The organism is Acinetobacter sp. 8I-beige, from assembly GCF_902505955.1.
In the GTDB taxonomy this organism is placed as follows: domain Bacteria; phylum Pseudomonadota; class Gammaproteobacteria; order Pseudomonadales; family Moraxellaceae; genus Acinetobacter; species Acinetobacter johnsonii.
The window spans coordinates 670548-692168 of record NZ_LR732792.1 but is presented as its reverse complement, the minus strand read 5'-3'; the positions used below and the strand labels follow the sequence as shown (position 1 = coordinate 692168).

Annotated in this window: 16 protein-coding genes; 14 read left to right on the top strand and 2 right to left on the bottom strand. The window is 41.9% G+C overall.

Annotated features, from left to right (window positions below; all coding sequences use genetic code 11):
• Positions 1-18 precede the first annotated feature (18 nt).
• The 7 genes from GVX98_RS13660 to GVX98_RS13630 all read left to right on the top strand — a co-directional run bounded on the left by GVX98_RS13660 (position 19) and on the right by GVX98_RS13630 (position 7279).
• Positions 19-1155 (top strand): acyl-CoA dehydrogenase family protein, encoded by a 1137-nt coding sequence (locus GVX98_RS13660; protein ID WP_159128395.1) that lies wholly within the window; start codon positions 19-21, stop codon positions 1153-1155.
• 259 nt (positions 1156-1414) lie between these two features.
• On the top strand, positions 1415-3061 hold the full coding sequence (locus tag GVX98_RS13655) for an AMP-binding protein (RefSeq protein WP_159128394.1): 1647 nt from the start codon (positions 1415-1417) through the stop codon (positions 3059-3061).
• A 559-nt stretch (positions 3062-3620) separates the two neighbouring features.
• On the top strand, positions 3621-4391 hold the full coding sequence (locus tag GVX98_RS13650; RefSeq protein ID WP_004981985.1) for a HesA/MoeB/ThiF family protein: 771 nt from the start codon (positions 3621-3623) through the stop codon (positions 4389-4391).
• A gap of 57 nt (positions 4392-4448) precedes the next feature.
• Positions 4449-5747 carry an AarF/ABC1/UbiB kinase family protein gene (locus GVX98_RS13645; protein ID WP_151836005.1) on the top strand — a complete coding sequence of 433 codons (1299 nt, stop codon included), beginning with the start codon at positions 4449-4451 and terminating at the stop codon, positions 5745-5747.
• A gap of 144 nt (positions 5748-5891) precedes the next feature.
• Positions 5892-6272, top strand: a complete 381-nt coding sequence (gene folB, locus GVX98_RS13640) for a dihydroneopterin aldolase (RefSeq protein ID WP_159128393.1) — start codon at positions 5892-5894, stop codon at positions 6270-6272.
• On the top strand, positions 6229-6672 hold the full coding sequence (locus GVX98_RS13635) for a 2-amino-4-hydroxy-6-hydroxymethyldihydropteridine diphosphokinase (RefSeq protein ID WP_159128392.1): 444 nt from the start codon (positions 6229-6231) through the stop codon (positions 6670-6672). The genes folB and GVX98_RS13635 overlap by 44 nt, the downstream gene beginning before the upstream one ends.
• A 169-nt stretch (positions 6673-6841) precedes the next feature.
• Complete coding sequence (locus GVX98_RS13630) at positions 6842-7279, top strand: hypothetical protein (protein ID WP_159128725.1); 438 nt, start codon at positions 6842-6844, stop codon at positions 7277-7279.
• Positions 7280-7348: 69 nt separating this feature from the next.
• Here the strand turns inward: GVX98_RS13630 and coq7 are convergent, their stop codons facing one another.
• On the bottom strand, positions 7349-7984 hold the full coding sequence (gene coq7 / locus GVX98_RS13625; protein WP_004696505.1) for a 2-polyprenyl-3-methyl-6-methoxy-1,4-benzoquinone monooxygenase: 636 nt from the start codon (positions 7982-7984) through the stop codon (positions 7349-7351).
• 4 nt (positions 7985-7988) lie between these two features.
• Complete coding sequence (locus GVX98_RS13620) at positions 7989-9308, bottom strand: MFS transporter (protein ID WP_159128391.1); 1320 nt, start codon at positions 9306-9308, stop codon at positions 7989-7991.
• Positions 9309-9484: 176 nt separating this feature from the next.
• Here GVX98_RS13620 and GVX98_RS13615 point away from each other — a divergent pair, with 176 nt between their 5' ends.
• The 7 genes from GVX98_RS13615 (at position 9485) to GVX98_RS13585 (ending at position 21563) form a co-directional block, all read left to right on the top strand.
• Positions 9485-12238 carry an autotransporter assembly complex family protein gene (locus tag GVX98_RS13615; protein WP_159128390.1) on the top strand — a complete coding sequence of 918 codons (2754 nt, stop codon included), beginning with the start codon at positions 9485-9487 and terminating at the stop codon, positions 12236-12238.
• 25 nt (positions 12239-12263) lie between these two features.
• Positions 12264-16781: a translocation/assembly module TamB domain-containing protein gene (locus GVX98_RS13610; RefSeq protein WP_159128389.1), complete on the top strand. Its 4518-nt coding sequence runs from the start codon at positions 12264-12266 to the stop codon at positions 16779-16781.
• 207 nt (positions 16782-16988) lie between these two features.
• Complete coding sequence (locus GVX98_RS13605) at positions 16989-17192, top strand: hypothetical protein (protein ID WP_010327009.1); 204 nt, start codon at positions 16989-16991, stop codon at positions 17190-17192.
• Between the two features lie 144 nt (positions 17193-17336).
• Complete coding sequence (locus GVX98_RS13600) at positions 17337-17771, top strand: I78 family peptidase inhibitor (RefSeq protein ID WP_159128388.1); 435 nt, start codon at positions 17337-17339, stop codon at positions 17769-17771.
• Between the two features lie 108 nt (positions 17772-17879).
• Complete coding sequence (locus GVX98_RS13595) at positions 17880-18239, top strand: hypothetical protein (RefSeq protein WP_058869841.1); 360 nt, start codon at positions 17880-17882, stop codon at positions 18237-18239.
• A 120-nt stretch (positions 18240-18359) separates the two neighbouring features.
• Entirely contained in the window at positions 18360-18629 is a 270-nt protein-coding gene (locus GVX98_RS13590; protein ID WP_004696516.1) for a hypothetical protein, read from the top strand.
• Between the two features lie 294 nt (positions 18630-18923).
• Positions 18924-21563, top strand: a complete 2640-nt coding sequence (locus GVX98_RS13585) for a bifunctional aconitate hydratase 2/2-methylisocitrate dehydratase (protein ID WP_004981961.1) — start codon at positions 18924-18926, stop codon at positions 21561-21563.
• Positions 21564-21621 lie beyond the last annotated feature (58 nt).

The window sequence follows — 21621 nt, the reverse complement described above, 5'->3', positions numbered from 1 at the left end:
TATAGAAAAGGACATCTAATGCTTTTAAATGAAGAACAGAAAATGGTTCAGGATATGCTGCGTAGTTATTCGCAGGAAAAACTGAAGCCAACCGCGGCTGTACGTGACAAAACTGCACAGTTTCCTGCGCAAGAACTTAAAGAGCTTGGTGAGTTAGGTGCTTTGGGTATGACTGTTTCACCTGAGTGGGGTGGTGCGGGTTTAGATTATATTTCACTGGTGGTGGCACTTGAGGAAATTGCAGCAGGTGATGGTGCGATTTCGACCATTGTCAGTGTGCAAAACTCACTGCCGTGTGGCATTACCCAGCGTTATGGAACTGATGCACAAAAGCAGAAATATTTAAGCAAGCTTGCCACAGGTGAGTGGTTGGGATGTTTTTGTCTCACTGAACCACAAGCAGGCTCAGATGCAGGTGCGTTGGAGTGCAAGGCCGTTCGTGAGGGCGATGAATGGGTTCTGAATGGAACCAAGCAATTCATTACCACAGGTAAGCATGCGCAAGTCGCTTTGGTTTTTGCAGTCACAGATAAAGCTGCGGGTAAGAAAGGTATTTCTTGCTTTTTAGTCCCAACCGATACCGAAGGCTATATCGTCTCTCGTATAGAGGAAAAGATGGGGCAGCACTGTTCAGATACGGCAACCATCGTTTTGGAGAACTGCCGCATTCCGGCAGATCATTTGCTAGGCGCGGAAGGTGAGGGCTATAAAATTGCGCTTTCGAATTTGGAGTCGGGACGTATTGGTATTGCAGCGCAATCAGTCGGTATGGCACGTGCCGCTTTAGATGCTGCGGTTGAATATGCCAATGAACGAAAAGCCTTCGGTGTTGAAATTGTGCAACATCAGGCAGTTGCTTTTCGTTTAGCCGATATGGCGACGCAAATTGAAGCGGCACGTCAGTTAATTTTCCATGCAGCCGCTTTGAAGGATGCAGGTTCGCCATGTTTAAAAGAAGCTTCTATGGCCAAACTGTTTGCCTCAACTATGGCGGAGCGAGTTTGTTCTGATGCGATTCAAATTCATGGTGGTTATGGCTATGTTTCAGATTTTCCTGTTGAACGAATTTATCGGGACGTCCGTGTGAGCCAGATTTATGAAGGAGCGTCTGATATCCAGCGTCTTTTGATTGCACGTGAGGTAACCAAGGTTTAAGTCTACCCAGTTTTAGACCTTGGTCGATGTTCAAAGCCTGCATTTTCATTGAGGGATTTGGAAATTGTAGGTGCATTTAAAACATGGTTATCTAGGTATAGCAGTTAGTTACAGGCATTTAGTCGAACAGCTGAGCTGCTCTATTTTTTCAAATAATATAGGACTGACAATCAGGTCAGTTCAACGCTTAAAACGATAAAGAACATGGACGGCCAAAGTGGATTTGGCCTTAAAAAATGGATAATGCGAGGTTGTCGTGATGAAGACATTAGAACAAGCCCACCAAGAATTTAACTATGAGCAACTGATTCAAGAACAATTGGTCGGCCAACCCAATGCAGTGAATGCTTATATTGAGTGCTGTCAGCGCTATGTCGGGCAGCAAAAAACAGCACTCATTTGGGAAGGAAAAAATGGCGAGTCAGAGCAATGGAGTTTTGAACAGCTCGATGTTGCCTCAGCACAGTTGGCGAATTATTTTAAAAGTATTGGCATTCAAGTGGGTGACTGTATCGCAGGGCTGTTACCGCGTACGCCTGAACTGCTGATTACGATTTTAGCAACATGGCGGATCGGTGCGATTTATCAGCCTTTGTTTACTGCTTTTGAGTCGAAGGCGATTGAACATCGAGTTTTAACTGCGAACACCAAATTGATCGTGACCAATGCAGAGCAACGTCCAAAGCTAAATCACGTTGAAGTCAAACATATCCTGACTGTGAATGCAGGAACAAACTTAGCTAGCAATGAAGCTGAATTTTGGCAGGAGGTCAAACAACAGTCTGATCAATGTGAAGCTGTTTTACGTAGCTTTGATGATGATTTCCTGATGATGTTTACCTCAGGCACCACAGGTTTGGCCAAATCAGTGCCTGTCCCTTTAAAAGCTGTTTTGGTTTTTAAGGGTTATATGCAACATGCGGTTGATTTAAGAGAAGACGATTCATTTTGGAATTTAGCCGATCCGGGCTGGGCTTATGGGTTGTACTACGGAATCACAGGGCCGCTCAGCTTGGGGCATAGCATCATTATGGATGAGCGCGCATTTAGCGTCGATCATGCGGTTGAAGTCATTAAAAAGTATCGCGTCAGTAATTTAACAGGTTCGCCTACAGCTTTTCGGATGTTCTTTGGTTTTAAAGAAAAGTTTGATCCTTCCATTAAGACCCATTTACGCGCCGTCAGTAGTGCGGGTGAGCCTTTGACCCCAGAAGTGATTCATTGGTTTAATAATGATCTGAACGTCAACATTTATGACCAATATGGACAAACTGAGTTGGGCATGGTGATTGCCAACCATCATGCACTGGAGCATGAGAAAAAAGTCGGGTCGGCAGGCTTTGCCAACCCAGGACACCGCTTTGCTGTGCTGGATGCGAATCACCAAGAAGTGAAGTGCGGTGAAATTGGAACGTTGGCGATAGACTTTAGCCAGTCACCACTGACATGGTTTAAAGGCTATGGTGGCAATAATCGTAAGTCCTTTGTGGGGCAGTATTATTTAACCGGTGATACGGTCAAACTGAATGAAATTGGCGGTATCGACTTTGTTGGGCGTGCTGATGATGTCATTACAACGTCAGGCTATCGAGTTGGGCCTTTTGATGTCGAAAGTACTTTGCTTGAGTGCGAAGAGGTTTTAGAGTCGGCTGTGATTGGTAAGCCTGACCCAGAACGTACTGAAGTGGTGAAAGCTTTTGTGGTGCTGAAACCTCAGTACCAAGCCTCTAAAGAGTTGGATAGCAAACTCCAAGCCTATGTGCGTTCACGTTTATCTAAACATGCGTATCCGAAAGAAATTGAGTTTGTTGAAAGCTTGCCGAAAACGTCGAGTGGCAAAATTCAACGTAATTTACTGAAACAGCAAGAAGTGGCAAAGATACAAACCTTACAAGCTGCAATTTAATTTAAAAATAAAAGGGTCTTAGTGGTAAGTCGAATTCGCAGTAATTGTTGATCTAACCGATTGAAAAAAATTATCTTGGCGGAGTTTTATCGAATTTTCATCCAATTTCGTCATTAGCCTGCGGCTCGCCCTACTTTTGTTTCGGCAAAAGTAGGCAAAACCATTGTCACCTGCAAAACCTGTTCTTTTCTTGGATTTATTAAAAGATATCGAAGAAACATTATCTTGCTTAGACCATGCAGGTTGCAGATGACATTTTCGCGTATCATATTTTTTGTTGAACTCTAATTAGAATTAAAGCCAGCCAGTTCTAAATAGGCTGGCTTTTCTTTGATCCATTTATAGCGGATGTGACTTGTGGAACACCGTTCTAAACATGGTTAGAGATATAAATAGCCTAAGTCAAAATAGGCAACTAGTTTGGTTCAATCTCCGTAACTTAAAAATGGAAAAGCTTAGCTATGTAAAACACATAGCATTTATTGAATTTGTGCATAGCTAACCTTGGTTTCATGGTTATAATTCGCCATCAACATTTTCTTTAGCAAAAGGCTGAATCATGGACGAGTTAGATGAAAGTCTAGAACTCAGTAGTGCTGAAATGTATCTCTATAGCCGTCAAATTTTATTGGACGGATGGGATATAGAGGCACAAGAAAAACTAAAGTTGGCCAATGTACTCATTGTGGGCTGTGGCGGAATTGGTTGTATGACTGCAGAGTTATTGGCACGTGCTGGCGTAGGGAAAATCACCTTGATTGATGCTGATACCATCGAAGTGAGTAATCTCCAAAGACAGATTGCCTATGTAGAAAACAATGTCGGTTTTTATAAAGCAGAGGTTTTAGCCCAGCGTTTAAAGCAGATTAATCCCTATATTCAAGTCCATGCACATGCCGTAAAACTTGATACAGCCAATGCATCTAGCTTAATTTTAGGTCAAGATTTAGTTCTTGATGGTTGTGATAATTTTACGACACGGTATTTGGTCAATCAGCAGTGTAAAGCAGCCAATGTTCCACTCATCAGTGCATCGGCCATTGGTTTTCAAGGGCAGCTGTTTATGGTGGAAGGTGAGTCTGCTTGCTATGAATGTTTGTTCCCGAAAGAAGAACATGCGAATGAAAGCCTACGCTGTGCAGATTCGGGCGTTCTCGCCACCACGCCAAACGTGATGGCCAGCCTTCAAGCGCATCATGCACTCTTATATTTGGGTTTAAATGTAACTGCACTCAAACAACGCCTGTTGCTTTGGGACGGCTTAAGTATGAAACAACGTTTGCTTGCTTTCGAAAAAGATACAGATTGTCCAGTTTGTCAGGCAAGATAAGCCTGCAATTTTTTCATTCTTTGATACACTCAATACAATTTATTTTTGACCGATATTATGAAAAACAATATCTTTTTAGATGGACTGCGCTCTGTTGCCCGTGTTGGGGAAACAGCAGTCATTGCAGCACGTGCGGGTATTAAGTACGCAACTGAAAAACCAAGTAATGCCAAACTGATGCGTGAAACCTTTGAGTCTCTGGGTTCAACCTATATCAAGTTGGGGCAGTTTATTGCGAGTACACCTTCACTTTTTCCACGTGAATATGTTGAAGAGTTTCAAGGCTGTTTAGACCAAACGCCATCTTTACCATTTAGTTATGTGCAAGGGGTTTTGGCATCTGAGTTTGAAGGCCGAAACCTGTCTGAGATTTTTGCATCTATTGATGAAACGCCTTTAGCTTCAGCATCTATTGCCCAAGTCCATGCCGCAAAACTGGTGACGGGCGAAGATGTGGTGATTAAAGTACAAAAGCCAGGTGTAGAAACGATTCTCTATACCGACTTAAATGTTTTGCACTGGGCAACCAAGGTTTTAGAAAAAGCAGTGCCTAAAGTCAAATTTGCATCTCTTGCAGACATTGTGGAAGAAATCAAAAACCGTATGGTTCGTGAAGTTGATTTTATTGAAGAAGCCAGTAATCTGGATGACTTTGTAAACTATCTCAATATCACGCAAAACCATAAAGCCATGGCGCCGAAGGTCTATCACCAATATTCGACTCGCCGTGTGCTGACTATGCAGCGTCTTTATGGCGTACCACTGACTGATTTTGAAGTGGTTAAAAAGCGCTGTAAAGATCCATCTCAAGTCCTGATAACTGCCATGAACACGTGGTTTGGTAGTCTGATGATGTGTAATAGCTTCCATGCCGACTTACATGCTGGAAACCTGATGCTACTTGATGATGGTCGTGTGGGTTTTATTGATTTCGGCATTGTGGGGCAGTTGAAACCTGAAGTATGGACAGCTTGCATCGCGTTTATGGATGCCTTACAAAAAACGGATTATGCACTTATGGCGGAAAACATGCTGAAAATGGGCATGACCGCTGTGAAGATTGATACTCAGGTATTGGCCGCAGATCTTGAGCGTTTATTCAGTGGTGTGTTGTTGGCAGATCCGCAAGAGTTGCTGAGTTCAAACCCAGCAGATTTGAATGACATCATGATGGATATGGTTGCAGTAGGCGAGCGCCACGGGATTCGCTTCCCGCGTGATTTTGCTTTGTTATTTAAACAGATGTTGTATTTTGATCGTTTCATGCGCATCCTTGCGCCGTATACCGACATCTATGCTGACCAGCGTTTGCAAATGGTGCAAACTATGGACCCAAATGTGTTGTTAAAAAACTAAATTCTTTTGAAACACATTCTCCAAAAAATCCCTTTCAGTTCCTCTTTTGAAAAGAGGGATTGAAAACGCTTTCCTGTTTAAGGAATGAGAAACTTGGTTTCGCAAGGCAGGGATTAAAAGTCAAAATCTGTTAAAGGTAATAATGTGGACGCAATTATCATTGAAGGCTTAAAAGTTGAAACAGTGGTTGGCTGTTTTAACTGGGAACGTCAGATTATTCAGCCTTTAATGTTGGATATGATTATTCAAACGGATTTGGAGCAAGCATCAAACTCAGATGACTTAGACCATACCTTAAATTATGCTGAAATTTGTGAAATTGCAGCAAAGGTCATTCAAGACGCCAAGCCTGAACTGATTGAACATGCGGCAAAATTGGTCATCAATACACTTTTTTCTACCTTTCATGCTATTGAATCGATTAATATTACCATCCGTAAGCCTGCCATTATCGCGCAAGCAAATTCTGTAGGAATTCGTCTTGAACGCCACCGAAACGATTTTCGCCCTAGCTCTGGCGAGTAATAATAATCCAAAGCAACATTTTTTATATGCCTCTGAGCAACTTGCTAAAATTGGGCAACTGCAATTTTCGAATATTTATTTAATTCCATGCCGTGATGGAGTTGGGGCAGATTATTGGAATGCAGCCTGTTTGCTGAAATCGTCTTTGTCGGTTGCCGATATTTCGGTATTGCTGAAAAATATGGAAGCAGTATCTGGGCGTGTCCGTCCATCACATCAGATTTCACTGGATGTCGATTTGATTGCATGGGGTGAAAACTTAGAACATATGCAGTTCAATCCCAAAAAATTGCCTTTGGCGTTAGACGTTAAAATTCCAATGTTCGATGTGTGGAACGATACTGCATTTCAACATGCAAAGCATGCATTTCCAACGGTGAGTTGCTTGGAAGACAAGTAACATATTGAAGTGTGATTGGCCCTTAAACTGCCTTAACATGCTCATAAAGCACAATTCATAGCGAGTTATTTTCATGAAAATCCAAATTTTGAGCGCTCTTTCTTTAGCAGTGCTTCTAGCGGGCTGTCATTCAACTCCGTCTAAGATGACAGCGACGACTACAACTGCTATGGATACAACGAGTATATCTCAAACTGCTGAAAAACAAGGGCTAAAACTAGCTGTACAGGCCTATACGCAAGATCAATCGGATTATCAAAGTAGTCTGTATGATTTAAACCAAGACGGTATCGATGATGCCGTGGTGTTATTATGTGGGATGGAGTGGTGTGGTTCAGGTGGCTGTACATTGTTGGTCTTTAAAGGTCTTGCAAATGGAAGTTTCCAACCGCATAGCAAAATGACCGTATCATCTACACCGATTTATGCTTTAAGTACCCAAACCCAAGGTTGGCGTGACTTGTCGGTTTATACGCGTGGTTTAGGGCAAGTTGTACTGAAGTACAATGGGAAAAGCTATCCATCCAATCCATCACTAGCGTCAAAATATACGGCGAATTTAAAGCAAGTAGGTAATACTTTATTACTGCCGATATCAGCGGAATAAGCAAATTGGAGTAAATAAAAAAGTAGTGGTATAACCACTGCTTTTTTATGGGGGGTAAAGCATATTTGTTTAAATAAAATAACTGGTCTTGGTCATGAGTTTTGAAATAGCCGTCATGGTGATTTTGACAGGAATCGGTAAATCGACACCGCCAGCATTCAGTGCTGTATCACGATGGTGTAATTCATCTTCATTCATTTGCACAAGGATATTGCGTGAACGGTCATCTTGAGCAGGGAGTTGGCTGATGTGATGCTGTAAATGCAGGCTCACTTGGCGTTCAGTTTCTGCGACAAAACCTAAGCTATATTTATCGCCTGCAATGCCTGCGATTGCGCCCATACCAAAGGATAAGCCGTACCAAATTGGATTGAGCAGACTGGTATGGCTGTCTAGCTCTTTTAAGCGGTCTTCACACCATGCAAGATGGTCTTGTTCTTCAATTGCGGCTTGTTCCATTTCGCGGCGTACATTCGGCAGTTTTGCCGTTAAAGCTTGCCCATGATAAAGCGCTTGCGCACACACTTCGCCACTATGGTTGACCCGCATTAAACCTGCAACATGACGAGCTTCACTCACTGCGAGTTGTGTTTCTACCGCCTTGCCTGGGTTTTCACGTTGAGCAGACGTCGTGCCCGGAACTAAGCTACGCAGGGCTTGATCAAAAGAATTGATAAATTTATCGATGCCAGTGTAATGACGCATAACTTTAGTCCTCTAACTCAGGTTGTACGGTTTTTAGCATGGGTTTGAGTCGATATAACAACCACAGCGTAAATCCCGCACTTAATACAGCAGTAATACTGAAAAGTATTTTAATATCAATCTTCAAAACACTTAAAATGATAATCGAAAATATAGCAGAAGACACCATAAACACCGCATTTAATATGTTGTTTGCGGCAACAACACGTGCACGGTGTGAACGCGGTGAATAGGCTTGCATCATGGCGTATAGCGGCACAATATAAAAACCGCCACTGATGCCGAGCAAGGTCACCGCAAGCATGACATGGTAGTAAATTGCACCGTGGTTAAACATATCCGCGACATTCATCATCGCCCCTGTACGTTCAGGTACAAAAGCCAGACTCAAAGCCAAGTAAAAAGCGAATAGGGTGAGCCCAATCGCACCGATAGGCACCATTTTAATATTCACTTCAGAGCCACCAATTCTACGACAGAGCAGGGAACCGACTCCAATCCCGACAGAAAAGAACGTGAGTAAAAGACTGACGACATTTTCGGATGCATGTAGGTTTTGTTGAGTCAACTGTGGAATTTGGGTGAGATAGGTTGCACCGTAAAACCAATACCATGAATTCCCCAGTAAAATCATAAAGATGAGGGGGAGGCTTTTGGCATATTTGAGTGTTTGAAAACTAGTTCTAAAGAAGTTCCAGTCAATTTTTAAGTCGGGTGAGCTGACTTGTTGTTTTAAGATAAATCGACTCGAAATATAGCCTAAGATTGCAATAGTGACGACCGTGATACTAATCCACAGCAAGTTACCTTGAGAAACCGAAATAACTGCGCCACCCAAAATCATCCCGATTAAAATAGCAATGGATGTGCCCGACTGAAATAGCGCATTGCCCGACATGAGTTCATTCGGTTTTAGAATCTCAGGCAAAATGGCGTATTTAATGGGGCCAAAGAAGGTGGAGTGTGTGCCCATCATAAATAGAGCCAAGAGCAGTAGCCATAAATTGCCCAATAAGAAACCCGCGGAACCGATGAGCATAATCACAATTTCTAGAACTTTGATGCCACGAATAAGTTGTGAGCGCTCAAATTTATCGGCAATTTGTCCTGCGGTTGCAGAAAAAATGAAGTAAGGCAAAATAAATAACAGTGCGGCTAAATTATTTAAGGTACTGACATCTGCAGCTTGTTGATTAATCCATCCATAAGTAATGACTAAAAGCAAAGCTTGTTTATAGACATTGTCGTTTAAAGCACCAAAAAATTGGGTAATAAACATGGGAAGAAAACGACGGGTACTTAATAGATGTTCATTGTTTTTCATGCTTTTTGCGCTGTATTAAGTTTTATTAAGAAATGTGACTAATTGCTCAAACGTTCAATAAAATCATGTAAGATATTTAAAACCTGAAATTGGGTAAAATAATCAATAGATTTCAGTTCTTTTGTGACAATTCATTAGAGCAAATCCATAACGATTAAATAAATTTAGAGTTTTCTATGCTTGCCAAAACACAATTTAAAAAGTCGACTCTTTCATTGAGTATGAATTCTTTCATACCGTGGCATCATAACAATAAATATTTGTGTCTGAGTATCTTTTTAACGCTTTTGTCACAAGCGGCTTTGGCTGAAACCCCCGTTGCGATTGAACCAAGTAACGTACAAGTCGAGCCACAAAATTCTACAGAATTCACTGAAGACATTAAAAAAGAAGCGATTCGTCAAGGTATGGGTAGCGCGGACGAATTAAAAAAAGTTGAAAATTCTGTAGTTCAGCCCACGGTTCCAGACAGTATGCAAATGTTGCAACAGCAACAGACGGCTTTAAAAAATTTACCTGAATTTGCACCGATTGAGTTTGATGATCTTGAGGACTTGCCAACTGTACAAGTTGATCAAGGCATGGCCAATGATATTTATCAGGTGGCTGAGCAAGCGAAAGCAGAAGCTCAAGCTTACCGAAGTGGTCAAACGACAGAGTTGGTGGTGAGTGATGCAACTCAGCAGGAAATGGCGGAAATTAATCAAGCTCCGGTCAATGTTGATCAACTGATGCAAAGCATTCAAGCAGACAGTAAAATTTCAGTAGAAGCCAACACGGAAGGAAATACTTTAGACTTTGCCATGAGTACTGAAGAGCAAATTGCCAAAGAACCCAATTTCTTTAAGCGCATGCTTTATAAAATTCGACCACCAAGAGAACTGGATACTGCAAAAGTGCCGCGGATCAGTGCGGATGTCGAAATCATCAATGCGAAATATGAAGGTGAAATATCCAATAAAGCGTATCAGGCCGCTTTGGTTAATTTAAAAGAAAATATCAAAGGCAAAATTTCTAGCTTTACCGAAGAGTCTTTTGAAGACTTTCCTTCGGCATTGCCACAGTTGCGTTCACTCTCCAACCAAGCCGCACAAGCTGTCGGTTTTTATAATGCTGAGTTTAAGTTTGAAAAAACCAGCAGTAACCGTGTGCGCATTCAAGTGGTACCGAATACTCCTGTGCGGATTGAAGAACAAAATATCGAGTTTAGTGGTGCAGGTCAGTACTTACCGCAGTTCCAAGTGATTAAAGTCTTACCAGAGCAAGACGTCGGTGATGTATTGCACCACGGCTTATACGAGTCGACGAAAGCACGAATTAATGAAGCGGCCAGCAATAACGGTTTCTTTGATAGTTACTGGCGCTTACATGATGTGAAAGTGGAACAGCCGCAAAATACGGCAGACATTAACTTACGTTATGAAACGGGTGAACGCTATAAACTCGGCGATGTTGAGTTTGTGATGAGTGACCCAAGCAAACCACTGCCTATTGATTTAGATGTTTTACAAAGTTTAGTGACTTGGGAGCCTGGGGCGGACTATACCTTTTGGCGTGTTAATGGTTTGGCCAATAATTTGACTAACTCACGTTACTTTAACTACAGTTTGGTAGATGCTGTTCGACCTGATCCTGTAGAAAGGGTTCGTGAGTTACCGCCTGATTTACAGCAGTTGGTCGATGAACAACAACTTTCTCGTCAGGATGTTCTGGTTCAAGAAAAACAGGAAGTTGCTTCGAATCGTGAAGTGACGCAGTCTGTGGTGAGTGAAGCACAGTTCGCAGGTGTTAATGATCCTGAGCAGAATAAAGCACAAGCAGCGCTTCGCACCGCACAAGAAACCAAACAGAGTGAAGAAGAGCGTTTAAAACTTGAAGCTCGGGAAACAAAAGTAATTCCTGTTAAAGTTACTTTAAATGCAGACCAGTTAAATAGTGTAGAAGTCGGTGCAGGTTATGGTAGTGATTCTGGTGCTCGCTTACGTACACAGTATCGCCGTGCGATTGTGAACCAGCGTGGACACTCTTTTGATGCCAACTTAGAACTTTCAGAAATTCGACAGGCTATTGATGGTCGCTATAATATTCCCTATAAGCATCCACTAAATGATTATATTAGTCTCGTGGGGGGGTATGAGCGTGAAGAACGAGATGACATCGGACAAGGCGTAAACTTACTCACTGAATCTGCTGTTGCTGGGGCTGACCGTGTTATCAAAAACCCAATGGGGAATTGGCAACATACCTATGGTGTGCGTTACCGTTTAGATCGATTGACGCAAAAGGGTTCAGCGAATGTAGATGATTTGCCGGATGCATTTATTGCAAATAATGACCCTGAGCAAGAGTCGCTTTTATTGGGCTATGAAATTTCTAGAATTGACAGTGATAAACGTGTAAACCCTAGTAAAGGAATTAAACAAACTTATAAAATTGAACTGGGAAGCGAAAGCCTACTTTCAGATGCAGATATGGCTATTGTAAATGCGGGTTGGCGCTTTATCTATTCATTGGGTGAAAATGATAATCACCAGTTTGTCGGACGTGGCGATCTCGGTTATATCTTTACCCCAGACTTTAATAAAGTCCCTTATAACTTACGTTATTTCACGGGTGGAGACCAAGGTATCCGCGGTTTTGACTACAAGAGTTTGTCACCTGTGGTCGATGGTTTTAAAGTGGGTGGTCAGGCCTTAGCTGTCGGCTCCATGGAATATAATTATCAGTTTAAAGAAGGCTGGCGTGCAGCAGTATTCAGCGACTTTGGTAATGCTTATGATACAGATTTTAGCAATGACACCGAATACAGTGTTGGTCTTGGTGTGCGCTGGGCATCACCGATAGGACCGATCCGGATCGATGTAGCTTCAGGTATTTCTGATGATAGTCATCCGATACGTGTGCATTTCTTTATTGGCTCATTATTATAATATTTAACACTTTTTTGGGAAGACTATGGCTGAAGTAGAACAGCAGCAAGAACCAACACCACCTACGCCGCTTGCCAAACAGCGACGTATTCTTAGAAGTGTCCTTTTGACGCTGTTGTTGACGCTCATCTTGTTGGTGATATCGCTTGCGGTCATGTTTTCTACAGATAAAGGCAGTAAGTTTTTACTCGACCAAGTTTTGCAACGTCAGCAGATTATCCAATATGAGTATGAAGGCGGTAATCTGTGGAAAGGTATTATCCTTAAAAATGTGGTGGTCACCTTAAAGCCTGTCGATGTCAAAATTGACCGTGCTGATGTAAGTTTGGGTTGGCGCGCCATCTTAGATAAAGAGATTCATCTACGTGAAGCTGATGTGCGCAATTTGCGCATCATTACCAAAGGTGAACCGAGTGATGAACCCTTTAAGTTCAGCGAAATTAAATTACCCTTTGTTTTACGTTTAGATACAGCAGATGTTGATCATTTAAATATCCGGACTGCATCCGATGCCCAAGTAGATTTTTATGATGTGCATTTAAATAATGCCCTCTGGTCGGGGACGGAACTTGAGTTTGAAGACTCTCGCATGGACATGGGCTATTTAGCAGTTCGTAATGCAACTGGGAAAATGAAATTCTCAGGGAAATATCCACTTGAGGCGACTGCTATTGCCAACCTACCGGCACTGCGTGATAGTTTAAATGTGCATGATATTGCTGTACACGCAACAGGGACATTGGATACTATTCAAGCGGGTTTTGCAACGCGGACACCTGACCTGTTGACGGGTTGGGCCATTTTGCACCCTGTACGTAAGCATGTACCGATGCAAGGTCAGCTTAAATTTAATCATTACAACTTACCACTCCTGACCGATTACAAACTCTATGCTGAAAAAGGCGTTGCTAAATTTTCAGGTGATATCGAACGTTTAAATATCGACTTAAATACAGATCTGAGTGGTAAAGACATTCCAAAAGGTCAATATACAGCTTTGATGCATACCGATTTGGTTCATCAACTTGATATTGATAACCTAAATGCTCAGTTGATGAAAGGTTCGGTCAATCTGGGTGGTGTGGTGAGTTGGAAAGATCATGTCACTTGGGATGTACAAGGTCGTTTAGATAAAATCAATCCTAAAGATGATGTACTGCCACAAGTAGTTTCTGACTTTCTACCACCAAGTTTGGATGCAAAAATTGCATCCAAAGGTACGCTTGAAAAGGGTTTATACTTAACCGCAGATCTAGACTTTGATCGTTATGAAGCATGGCATCTCGCACTAGACCAAAACCCAGAGAAAAATAACAAAGTCCAGCCAATGTTGATGGATGTTTCTTGGAAAAATATTGATCGTGCTGTGCCTTATATCGGCTGGTTAAGTAGTGCTTCAGGAGATGTAAAACTGGCGTTGGTTGAAGGTCAGCAAGATATTCATGTTGCTACTGTTGTGAGTCAACACGAAAAAGCGACTTTACCTGCGGGTAATTACCTCGCACAGTTAAATTTTAAAAATAATAATTTAAATGTGCCGAGTTTTAGTTATGTAGCAGGTAAGGGAAGCTTAAGTGGTAATGCGGTGGTAGAGCTGCCAGATGAGAAACGTCAACTGAAGTGGAAAGCTGCTTTAAACGCGAAAGATTTTAACCCGCAAATGGTAGCAGAAGCTTCACCAGTTAATCTATTGAATGGAAAGCTCCAAGCAAGTGGCTATGCCAAACCGAATCAGCAAATCATTCAGCTACAGGGCATTGATCTGACTGGAAAACTGGTGGGCAATAATGAAACGGTTCACTTAACTGGTCAGTCAACCGCGGCACTCCTGTTTAATGATGAAAAAGCGGGTGGTGCTTTCAAAGGCTATGCAGTGAACTACGATGGCGCTTTAAAAGCCAGCCAGTTTGAAGCCAGTCAGGGTGCGTTAAACCTAAAACTTTCAGGAACGCCCGAATTTATTAAAGTGACTGAGCTGAAACACAATGGTGTGGCGGGTCAAATTAATGCCAGCGGTTTGGTGCATTTTATTCACGGTATCACTTGGGATGTGAATGCAGCATTCATTCGTTTTAAACCGCAATATTTTGCGTCTAGTGTTAAAGGCGAATTGTCTGGTGTAGTGAAAACCAAAGGCACATGGTCGGATGCTTTAAAACGCATTAACATTGAAAGCTTAAACCTAGCGGGTACACTGAACAATAAGCCAGTCCGTGGTACAGGTAATTTAGCTTTGGTGCTCAACTCCAGTGAAAAGGGCTTTTTACCGCAACAGTTTGAAGCGAATAACCTACTGTTGGCTTATGCCAAAAACCAAGTGCAAGCAACGGGTAATGCACAAAACCTAAGACTGAATATTAATGCGCCTGCACTGTATGAAATTTATGCGGGCTTACGTGGTCGTGCTTACGGCTATTTAAATATCCAATCTCAACCACGTTTAAGGGCTACGGCAAACTTAGCAGTGGATAATTTTGGCTTTAAAGATCTGATTGATATGCGTAAATTACGCATTGTTGGGCAATTACCGACATCGGAAACAACGCCGTCATTATTGACTGCAAAAATGGAAAGCTTAAGAAGTGGTAATCGTGAAATTCAACAAGGTGAAATTTCACTGGCAGGTATTCGCAAAGCGCATTTATTAAAAGTTTCTGCACAAAACGAAAAGTCGAAATTTTATGTGCAATTGGCAGGTGGTTTTAATGCGCAAAATGATTGGCTAGGTCAGATCCAAAAAGGTGATTTTGACTCTTTGCGCGCACGTTTGGTACAGCGCCAAAGTGCAGCCGTAGTCTATAACAGTGCCAAAGCAGATTTGTTGATTGGCGCGCATTGTTGGATGAGTCAACAAAGTCAGTTGTGTTTTGACCAGCCGATTCGAGTCAGTAAAACACGTGGCAATATTTCATTCTTGACTCAAAACCTCGACCTAAACGACTTTGCTGCCTTTATGCCTGAAGGGTTAGCAATTACAGGTAAGTTAAATGGACATGCTAAAGCGGTTTGGGCACAAGGGTCTAAACCAAAAATTGATGCGCGCTTAGTCACCCGAGATGGTGTGATTGGCTTGGCGGCGGATGACCCACAAGATATGGGCTCAACCTTAAAATATGAACAAGTGGCTTTGGTTGCCAAAAGCATCGCAGAAGGATTACAAATCCGTTTGGATGTCAAAACACCTGAAATTGGTGTGGGCTATGCCAATGTGGTTATTGATCCGTATCGGGACAACATGCCTATGCGCGGTGAAATTGCATTTGATCAGGTGCAACTCAAAGTCTTTAAACCTTTCATTGCCGATGTACGCTCAATGGGCGGAACACTTTCGTATGCGGGTAAGATTAATGGAACGCTAAAAGCACCACTACTTACAGGCGATGTCCGTCTGAAAGACGGTTCAATTAGTATGATCTCACTTCCAGTCAATTTGACCAATATTCAGCTGTATTCCGCTATACGCCAAGACCAAGCCACCATCAATGGTGCTTTTAACAGTGGTCGTGGTGTGGGTACACTTACAGGGACGGTAGATTGGAAAAATGATCCACGCATTCAGCTTCAGTTGAATGGAGAAAATTTACTGATTCGTCAAGCGCCATTAATTACCGCGCTAGTGACACCGAAAATCACACTGGATGTTTTACCGTTGAGTAAGAAGTTAACTTTAAACGGTGAAATTCAAGTTCCTCGTGCGCTTATTTCGATGCCTGAAGCATCTGTACCTGTGGTGAACGTATCGTCAGATGTACGCGTGGTCAGAGAAGGTCAAAACCAATTGGCGATTTTAAATAGCGCAAAACCTTGGGATATTCGTGCTGATGTGATGGTTGGACTAGGTAATCAAGTTGTGTTCCAAGGGTTTAATAGTCGTATTCCATTGTTAGGACGTTTATATCTGTCGCAGCGCGGTGCTGAAACAGCAATGCGTGCCAATGGTGCAATTGGGGTAAGTCAGAAAGTTAAAATTGAAGCTTATGGACAGAGTTTGGATTTAAACCGTGCCATAGCGCGTTTTAACGGTGTGTTGAGCAACCCAACACTGGATGTCGATGCAAATAAAAATGTACAAGGTAGCACGGTGGGTTTCCGTGTGACGGGTACGGCAACATCACCCAATATTCAAGTCTATAACGATGCAGGGCTTTCTGAGCAAGAGGCTTTGAATGCGTTAATTACAGGCCGAATTAATGAAGGTACAACTGGTTTAAGTCAAACGGAAGGCTTCAAGTCAGATGTCAATAACACCATTGCTGCCGCAGGGATTAGTTTAGGTTTAGGCGGTACACGTGCCTTTACGAACCAAATTGGACGTACTTTTGGCTTAAGTGGTTTGGCGTTGGATGCGCAAGGTACTGGGGATGACACACAAGTCAGCCTGACCGGTTATATTACACCTGACTTATATATTCGTTATGGTGTGGGTGTCTTTACACCAGTCAATAAATTGACTCTGCGTTATCAAATGAACAAACGTATGTACTTAGAGGCGAGTCAGTCATTAGAGCGTGCCATCGACGTCTTCTATAACTGGAAGTTCTAAAGCCACTCTTCTGCTAAGTAAAGCCTACATCATGTAGGCTTTACTTTTAGGTGTTAAAAAAGCTTAATCCGCCATTTGATAAAAATCTTTATTTGATAGATGAAGAAAACCTATGAATAACAGACACTAGATACTTAAAATCAATTAAACCATAATGAAAGTAGGTGTATAGTAAATGGACTTGCTAAATTTAGAGTGATGATCCCTATGCCGATCAATTTTGTAATACGCTTTGCAGCGATTTTATTTTCAGTTTTAATTTTAGTGGCGCTTGCTATTCAGTTTTTCTTTGATCCGCACTATACCGTGGTCTTTTGGATCTTTGCTATGCCGTTCATTTTAGGTACTCCAATTCTAGCATCTGTAGTTTTAGCGAAAAATGAAGAGCTTGATATTCACTCAGTCAATTAAAAATGACCTGAAAATCTAGCTTTTCAAAATAAAAAGTCCGTCAAATGATGGGCTTTTTTATGCAATCTTAAATTTTGCAAAACTCGCACAGTTTTTTAAAAATATATTTGCTATGTTGATCTTTTATTTAAAGAAATATTTTTTATGAAAAAAATCGTAATGCTTGGATTAATGGTTGCTGCTATTTCGGGTTGTAGTACTGCGCAAAAGAATGAAACTGAAAAGCCAACTTTAGGTATGGCTAATCCTGCCAGTACGTACTGTGTTGAACAGGGTGGTAAATTAGAGATTCGGAAAGATGCCAATGGCGAAGTAGGCTATTGCCATTTACCGAATGGTCAAGTTGTTGAAGAATGGGCGCTTTTCCGTGCTAGTCAAAGCAAATGTGTTGCTGAGCAAGCAACAGCTTTGATTGGTCAGTCAAATTTAACTGAAGCGCAGATTAAGCAAAAAACCAGTGCGAAGATGGTACGCTTAGTACAACCGGGGCAGCCTGTGACTATGGATTATCGTGAAGACCGTGTGACAGTAACAGTTGATCCGAAAACCGATAAAGTGGTTCAAGCAAGCTGCGGTTAATTTTTCTAAGAATAAAAGCCCGAATTTGGGCTTTTATTTTATTTAAAGTGGGTAATGGTTTTTCATTTGAAAAAGTTTGATTATGATAGGGCGAATAGGAGAGTTGTAATGAAAAAGTTATTCGCTTTGGCTGCTGTGATTGCACTGGTGGGTTGTGCTGAGAAAAAACCGTTAACACCAGAAGAGCAATGGCATGGCTATTGTAAAAGTATTGGTAATGCAGCACGTTCAATTATGTTAGACCGTCAAAATGCCATTGAAAAAGATAAAGCGATTGAGCATGCCAATAAAGTTGAAGACGAAATGACCAAGGCATTTGCGTTAGAAATTATTGAAGATGTTTATGCTTTACCTGAGGCTGAAATTAAGTCCGATATTGAAGGTGCGCGTGAAAAAATTCGTGTGAAATATACTGAAAAATGTATCGCAACACCGCATACTGAAATGCCAGATTACAAACCGTTCTAAGGAACGGTTTTTTTATTTTTTGGATAGAACTTTTTGTGACAAAACTCTAAATCATATATATAGCAAAGCATATAAAAATAAAGAATAATGAACATAGAATAAAAACGAGAGGAGCAGAAAATGGAAGTTGTTGGCTATTTAAATCACGCAGATTTACTCTTGGAAGATGAAAATGGTGTGGCCGTAATTGGCGGCGGCCATTATGTCCTTAGCTTGGGTGACCATGTATACTTCAAACACGCACTTGACCATGAACCTACACGAATTTCAGTACAAATTTCTTTTGCAAGCTCTGCACATCAAAATTTACATGAGGATGAAATTCAGATGAAATTTGAAGGTTGTCGTGAAAGTTTCAAACAATATATTCAAGCCACAACAGTACACTAAGGTTGAATATTTATATTGAGTAAAAAGAGGCAACATAGGTTGCCTTTTTTGTTTTTAAATGGCAGTTCAAAGTTAATGTGAAACATTTTCAAACGATCTGACTAGATTGCTGTTTTTATGTTCAATCGATATGAGCATCATTTAGTTAGAAAATAATGGGCATCACGAAGAAACACTTGTAGCGCATTAACTTTTAACTGGAATTTTAGTAAAATTAAGCAGTCCATATTATTTACGTAGCTTTATTTAAAGCAGGAATACGTAAATAATTTTTTAAAAAAGAGGAATAACACCGTGCTAGAAGCTTACCGCCAACACGTTGCAGAACGTGCCGCACTCGGAGTCCCACCGAAGCCACTTGATGATGCTCAAACAGCTGCATTAGTTGAATTATTAAAAAACCCACCAGCTGGCGAAGAAGCATTTTTAGTTGATTTACTAGAAAACCGTGTTCCAGCGGGTGTTGACCAAGCTGCATATGTTAAAGCTGCATTCTTAGCTGCTTTGGCTAAAGGCGAGGCGACCTCTCCATTAGTTTCTAAAGAACGTGCGGTTTACTTACTAGGTACTATGCTTGGTGGTTATAACGTTGCTCCTTTAGTTGCTCTTCTTGATGATGCTGCACTTGCTGAATTAGCGGCTGAAGCATTGAAGAAAACTCTTCTTGTATTTGATGCGTTCCATGACGTTGCAGACAAAGCAAAAGCGGGTAACGCGAATGCACAAGCGGTTATGCAGTCTTGGGCTGACGCTGAATGGTTCACGACTCGTAAAGACGTTCCGACTGAAATCAAACTGACTGTTTTCAAAGTAACTGGCGAAACTAACACTGACGACTTGTCACCTGCACAAGACGCATGGAGCCGCCCAGACATTCCATTGCACGCAAATGCAATGTTGAAAAACGTACGTGACGGTATCAACCCAGAAGTTCCTGGTGAAGTTGGTCCATTAAACCAAATCAAAGACTTGATCGCGAAAGGCAACCAAGTTGCTTACGTAGGTGACGTTGTTGGTACTGGTTCAAGCCGTAAATCAGCAACTAACTCTGTACTTTGGTTCTTCGGTGACGAAATTGCTCACATCCCGAACAAAAAAGACGGTGGTTACTGCTTAGGTTCTAAAATCGCTCCGATTTTCTTCAACACAATGGAAGATGCTGGCGCATTGCCAATCGAAATTGATGTTGCAAACATGAACATGGGCGATGAAATCGTTCTTAACATTGATCATGCTGCTGCAAAAGTAACTGCAACTAAAGACGGCGCAGTCATTGCTGAAGCTGAACTTAAAACTCCAGTGCTTCTAGACGAAGTACGTGCGGGTGGTCGTATCAACTTAATCGTTGGTCGTGGTTTGACGACTAAAGCGCGTGAAGCTTTAGGTCTTGCTCCATCGACTTTATTCCGTACTCCAGTTCAACCTGCTGCTACTGGCAAAGGTTTCACACAAGCACAGAAAATGGTTGGTCGCGCATGTGGTCTTCCTGAAGGTCAAGGTGTACTTCCAGGTACTTACTGTGAACCTAAGATGACGACTGTTGGTTCGCAAGATACCACTGGTCCAATGACTCGTGACGAATTGAAAGACTTGGCTTGCCTAGGCTTCTCTGCTGACCTTGTGATGCAATCTTTCTGTCACACAGCTGCATATCCAAAACCAGTTGACGTTCAAATGCAACACTCGCTTCCTGATTTCATCATGAACCGTGGCGGTGTGTCTTTACGTCCAGGTGACGGTATTATTCACTCTTGGTTAAACCGTATGCTTCTTCCAGATACAGTTGGTACTGGTGGTGACTCACATACGCGTTTCCCAATTGGTATTTCATTCCCTGCGGGTTCTGGTCTTGTAGCGTTCGCTGCTGCGACTGGTGTTATGCCACTGGATATGCCTGAATCTGTTCTTGTTAAGTTCAAAGGCAAAATGCAACCTGGTATCACACTACGTGACCTTGTACATGCCATTCCTTACGTTGCGATTCAGCAAGGTGACTTAACTGTAGAGAAGAAAGGTAAGAAAAACATCTTCTCTGGTCGTATCCTTGAGATCGACTTAACAGAAATGGAAACAGACCTTACTGTTGAGCAAGCATTCGAACTTTCTGATGCATCTGCTGAACGTTCTGCTGCGGGTTGTTCTATCACTCTTTCTGAAGAGAAAGTTGCTGAATACCTGAAATCAAACATCACTATGTTGAAGTGGATGATTTCTGAAGGTTATGGCGATGCGCGTACTATGGCTCGTCGTGTTGAGAACATGGAAAAATGGTTAGCGAACCCATCACTTCTTAAAGCTGATGCTGACGCTGAATACGCGAAAGTGTATGAAATTGACCTTGCGACAATTACTGAACCAGTTCTTTGCTGCCCGAATGACCCAGATGATGCGAAATTGCTTTCTGATGTTCAAGGCGTGAAAATTGACGAAGTATTCGTTGGTTCATGTATGACGAACATCGGTCACTTCCGTGCAACTGGTAAGTTGTTAGAGAAAGTTCCTGGTGGCGTACTTTCAACTCGTTTGTGGATTGCTCCACCTACGCGTATGGACGAACGTCAATTGATGGAAGAAGGTTTCTACAATACTTATGGTAAAGCTGGCGCGCGTACTGAAATGCCGGGTTGTTCATTATGTATGGGTAACCAAGCACGTGTAGCGCCGAACACTACTTGTGTATCGACTTCTACTCGTAACTTCCCGAACCGTTTAGGTCAAGGTGCGAACGTTTACTTAGCTTCTGCTGAACTTGCATCTGTTGCTGCTGTATTGGGTAAACTACCAACTCCAGAAGAATACCAACAGTATGCAGCTCAAATTGATAGCATGTCTGCTGACATCTACCAATACTTAAGCTTCGACAAAATGGGCGACTATACTGACGCTGCTGCGAATGTTGATACGAAGAAAATTGCTGCTGCTCAATTAACCTAAATTATTGAAAAATAGATTAAATTGAGTTAAAAATAAGGGCTGAGTAATCAGTCCTTAT